This window comes from Lapillicoccus sp. (assembly GCF_046595215.1).
Lineage (GTDB): Bacteria > Actinomycetota > Actinomycetes > Actinomycetales > Dermatophilaceae > Lapillicoccus.
The window spans coordinates 1-4645 of sequence record NZ_JBKJPP010000031.1 but is presented as its reverse complement, the minus strand read 5'-3'; the positions used below and the strand labels follow the sequence as shown (position 1 = coordinate 4645).

Here is a 4645-nt window from a genome sequence, read left to right as displayed (position 1 = left end):
CGCGCCTGGCCCAGCCCGGGCGCCGCGGCGCACTGAACGCCGTCTTCCTGGGCAGCGCCTACCTCGGCTTCGCCGCCCCCTACATCACCGCGGTCACGGCCGAGGCCACCACCATCGAGGTCCCCCTCGCCGTGTTCACCGCCCTGGCACTCCTGCTCTGCGCACGCCTGACGTTGGTCACCTACCGAGGACTCAACTGGTGAACAAGGTCGGTTTCAGCCACGGAGCTGGCGCCCGCGGCCGCCGGGCGGGGCGCGTGCAGGGCCCGGATCTCGGCTGCGGTGCTGTAGGGCATCGACGCGTCGGGGTGAAGTCCAAGGGCGGCGTGACGGCGCTCGCTGTTGTAGCGGGCAAAGCACTGCCCGCGGAACACGTGGGCGTCGGCGATGGAGCTGAACCGGTCGGGAAGGTGGGCAGTACCTCAAGGTCTTGAACGCGGGCTGGACTTGGCCGTGGTGGAAGTCGGCGGCGCATCCCTGGCGACGCCGCTTGCCGTGGGCTCTCGCGCCCCGACGTCGGGGAGACCATCGGTGCGGCACCTGGACGTGGTGGTCGTCGGCGGCGGGGTCGCCGAGCAGATGGGCCAGGACCTCGCCGACCGCGTCGTTGCAAGGGGCGCGGGCGTGGATGCTGCAGTCGTTGCCGGATCTCCGCTTCGTGGTGTCCTCACTCTGCTACAACCATTACCTGGCTGACGCAGCGGCCCGGGAGGGCTTTCGACTCACGAAGGGGTGACGCGTCCCCGGTGCCGTCAGCTCCGGCGGGCCCGGGCGGCGAGCACCAGGACCGGCAGCACGATCACCGCGGCCAGCGCGTTCAGCCCGCCGAACCCGAGCAGGGCCATCACCACCCCGGACGCCGCGGCCCCGAACGCGCCCACCAGGTTCATCAGCAGGTCCGACGTGCCCTGCACCCCGGGTCGGGCGTCGTCGGTGACGGACTCCGCGAGCAACGTCGAGCCGGCGATGAGCCCCGCGGACCAGCCGAGGCCCAGCAGCACCAGCCCCAGCCCGAGCCGCCAGGACGACTCGCCCGCGGTGCCCGCCACGGCCACGGCCAGCACCAGCGTCACCTGACCGAGCAGCAGCACCGGCACCCGGCCCCACCGGTCGGCGAGCCACCCGAACACCGGTGACAGCCCGTACATCCCGGCGATGTGGAGGCTGATGGTCAGCCCCACCAGGGTCAGCGTCGCCCCGTGGCCCTTCATGGTCACCGGGGTCATCGTCATCACCGACACCATGACGGCCTGGCTGGCCACGATCGCGGCCAGGGCCAGCACCGCTCGGGGGCTGCGCGCGACGGTGGACAGCGCGGACGACGCCGGGACGGCCGGGCCGGTGGGGCGAGCCGGGGCCCGCTCGGCGCGGGTGGCCGCGGCGGTGAGCAGCGGGTCCGGGCGCATCCGCACCCACACCAGCACCCCGGCCCCGACGAACCCGGCCAGCGAGAACAGGATCGGCCCGGCCAGCTGGGGCAGGCCCAGCCCGCGCGCGAGCGCACCCCCGGGCCCGCTGAGGTTCGGTCCCACCACCGAGCCCACGGTCGTGGACCACACGACCACCGACAGGTCCCGAGCCCGGGTGGTCACCGGGGCGAGGTCGATCGCCGTGTAGCGGGACTGCAGGTTCGCCGCGTTGCCCGACCCGAAGGCCAGCAGCCCCACCAGCAGCAGCCAGAACGCGCTCGTCACGGCGGCGAGCACCACGAGCAGCGCGCCCACCGCCGCCACCGACCACCCCAGGGTCAGGCTGAACCGGCGCCCGCGACGGCCGGCGAGGCTGGCCAGGGGCACCGCCACCAGGGCCGCGCCCAGGGTCACTGCCGTCCCGCCGCCGCCGGCCCACACCTGCGAGCCGGACAGGTCCAGCGCCAGCAGCCCGGACACCGAGACGGCGGAGCCGATCCCCAGCCCACCCGCGACCTGGGTGGCCACGAGCAGCCGGACCGTCCGCCGCTGGAGCTCCACCAGGTCCGTGCCCTGCACCGTCGTCGTCACGGGGCCAGATTATTCCCCATCGCGGCCTTGCCCGCGCTCGGGCGCGTGACGGCCATGTCGCGTCCCGGGGGCCGGTACGTTGTCCACCAGCAGGGGTCGCCGCGCCCAGCCCCTGCGGACTTCTGCGCGACCGACGGCGTTTCACGACGGGTTTCGGTCACGTCCTCGGCGGGTGGACACCGGGTCCACCGACGGACCCGGCTGGAGCCCTTCGAGGACTTCCTGGACGTGATCGGACTTCCCGAGGTTCGGCTCCTAGAGTCGTACGGGCGTTCGCCGTGCCGATCGTCACCGTGCCGATCGTCGCCGTGACGATCAGCGCCGCGGGGGTGGACTCGGCATAGATAGGCTTCAGGCTGATCGTCGCGACGCTGCCCGACGCCGTGTCCGCGGATCTCGCCCCGCACGCATGCGGCTGGCGCACTGCCACCCGTCCAACCAGTAGGGACTACGTCATGGATCAGCTCTTCTCCGGCCGCAAGCTCATCGTCATCGGCGGGACCAGCGGCATTGGCCGCCAGGTCGCCGAAGACGTAGTCGCCGGCGGCGGCAGCGCGGTCGTCCTCGGTCGCCACCGCAGCAAGGTCGAGGACACCGTGGCCGCGCTGTCCTCGACCGGGACCGCCGTCGGCATCACCGCTGACCTGCTCGAGCCCGGGGAGCGGGAGAAGGTCCAGGCGGAGCTGGTCGCGGACCACTCCGACGCCACCCTGCTAGTCAACGCCGCGGGTGTGTTCTTGCCGAAGCCGTTCCTGGAGCACACCGAGACTGACTACGACCAGTACCTCGACCTCAACCGGGCCACCTTCTTCCTCACCCAGACCGTGGTGAAGGCGATGGTCGCCGGTGAGCGTGGTGGCGCCATCGTCAACATCGGCAGCATGTGGGCCCAGCAGGCCATCGCAGCCACCCCGTCCTCGGCCTACTCCATGGCCAAGGCGGGCCTGCACGCCATGACCCAGCACCTGGCCATGGAGCTGGCCGTTCACCAGATCCGCGTCAACGCCGTCTCACCCGCCGTGGTCGCCACCCCCATCTACGAGGGGTTCATCGAGCCGGCTGAGGTCGCCCAGACCCTGGCCGGGTTCAACGCGTTCCACCCCCTGGCGCGGATCGGCACCACCAAGGACGTATCAGCCGTCATCACCTTCCTGCTCTCCGACCAGGCCGGCTGGGTCACCGGCGCACTGTGGGACGTCGACGGAGGCGTCATGGCCGGCCGCAACCAGTAGAACGCCCGCGGCGCCCTGACGTCGTCGCGGCCGTCAGACGGCCGCGACACCGGGCGTCCCTGCCCTGTCGCCTCCCCTGGTGGCACCCGGTCGGGACCCAGGCATAATCGTAGACACGACTACAGACGACGCTTCCCACGCCACCTCCCTCGACGACGAGCGGCGACGGTGGTCCTCGCCGCGGTCGACCTGCTTTTCACCGCTGCGGTGTTGTCGCACTCCGGGCACGCCAACCTGAGCGCCCGCATCGACGAGGACACCTTCCTGCTGACCACCAGCGGCACGGTTCGTGACCTCCGCGCCGACCAGCTGGCCACCGTCACCCTCGCCGGTGAGGTCGTCGACGGTGAGCTGACCGTGGAGAACGCCGAGATCGTGGACATGCACGCCGTGGTCTACCGGGCGCGCCCCGAGGTGGGTGCGATCATCCACACCCACTCACCGGCCGCGACCGGCTTCGCCCTCGCGCACCGGGAGCTGCCGTGCCGTGCGGAGCCGCTGCTGCGCTTCGGGCAAGGCGCAACCTGTCCCGGTCGTGCCCTGGGGGCCTCGGGGATCGGGTGCTTCGGTGCGCGGAGTCTCCGCCGTCCTGGCCACCCAGCCCACGAACCGTCGGCGGTGCTGCTCGCCAACCACGGTCTGCTGGCGTTCGGACCTGACCCGGTCGCCGCTGCGCGACTGGTCGTTCGAGGAGTCCGCCGAGGCGGAGCTGGCAGCGTCCGCGCTCCGCGGGGCGGTCGACTTCCCCGACGGTGCGCTCGAGGCTGTGGTGGAGTCCATGACCGGGCCGGGTCGTGACCGCGGGACTGGACGGCACCCGCGCTGAGGCCGTCCGCGAGCACTACCGCAGGACGTTCGGCAGTGTGCCCGTCGGGATCGAGGAGCGTCTGGCGGTGGCGGCTGCGACCGGTCGGCTCGACGCGGTCGACGCCGTCGACGAGCTGCGCAGGGTCCTGCTGCGGGAGAACCCCCTCGAACCCCGGGTCCAGCAGCTGGTGCACTTCGGCCAGCTCGTGGCCCTCGGCCACGCCGGCCCGGCCCGGTTGCACGCCCGGGGCGCTGTGCGCGCCGGGGCGTCGGTGGCCGACCTCGTGGGGGTGGCCGAGACGTCCATGGTGACGGCGGGGATGCTGGCCTATTCGCTCGCCGTGAGCATCGTCGCCGAGCTCGTCGAGCAGGATCGGGCAGCGCTGACGGGCCCATGAGCACCCGCGCCCACCCTCCGGCGGAGGGGCATCCACCGTCGCCCGACATCCCCACGGACCCCTCCCGGGACCCCTCCCTTCCCCCCTGCCCGGACGTTGCACCCGCCGGGCTGGGGTTCCTGCTCGGCGCCGCACACCGCACGCGACGGCGTGTGTGGGAGGCGACCCTGGTCGACCTCGACCTCACCGCGCCTCAGGCGGCGGCACTG

The 4645-nt window shown here is 72.6% G+C and carries 6 protein-coding genes; 5 read left to right on the top strand and 1 reads right to left on the bottom strand.

Translation table 11 applies throughout. From position 1 onward, the window contains the following. Positions 1–203 (top strand): hypothetical protein (locus ACLL9L_RS02980; protein ID WP_411283163.1); only part of this gene is annotated, 203 nt, incomplete at its 5' end. A 548-nt stretch (positions 204–751) separates the two neighbouring features. On the opposite strand, the gene ACLL9L_RS02975 is transcribed toward ACLL9L_RS02980, so the two are convergent. Next, positions 752–1999, bottom strand: a complete 1248-nt coding sequence (locus ACLL9L_RS02975) for an MFS transporter (RefSeq protein ID WP_411283162.1) — start codon at positions 1997–1999, stop codon at positions 752–754. 455 nt (positions 2000–2454) lie between these two features. Here ACLL9L_RS02975 and ACLL9L_RS02970 point away from each other — a divergent pair, with 455 nt between their 5' ends. The 4 genes from ACLL9L_RS02970 to ACLL9L_RS02955 form a co-directional block, all read left to right on the top strand. Continuing rightward, positions 2455–3231: an SDR family NAD(P)-dependent oxidoreductase gene (locus tag ACLL9L_RS02970; RefSeq protein ID WP_411283161.1), complete on the top strand. Its 777-nt coding sequence runs from the start codon at positions 2455–2457 to the stop codon at positions 3229–3231. Between the two features lie 168 nt (positions 3232–3399). Then, on the top strand, positions 3400–4029 hold the full coding sequence (locus ACLL9L_RS02965) for a class II aldolase/adducin family protein (RefSeq protein WP_411283160.1): 630 nt from the start codon (positions 3400–3402) through the stop codon (positions 4027–4029). Continuing rightward, a complete protein-coding gene (locus tag ACLL9L_RS02960) occupies positions 4026–4436 on the top strand; it encodes a carboxymuconolactone decarboxylase family protein (RefSeq protein ID WP_411283159.1) in 411 nt (136 codons plus the stop codon). The genes ACLL9L_RS02965 and ACLL9L_RS02960 overlap by 4 nt, the downstream gene beginning before the upstream one ends. After that, the coding region (locus ACLL9L_RS02955) for a hypothetical protein (protein WP_411283158.1) at positions 4433–4645 on the top strand (213 nt) is incomplete at its 3' end. The genes ACLL9L_RS02960 and ACLL9L_RS02955, both read left to right, overlap by 4 nt.

Excerpts from the sequence above, each read along its gene's own strand:
- ACLL9L_RS02970 (WP_411283161.1), top strand. The coding sequence starts at position 2,455 with ATGGATCAGCTCTTCTCCGGCCGCAAGCTCATCGTCATCGGCGGGACC.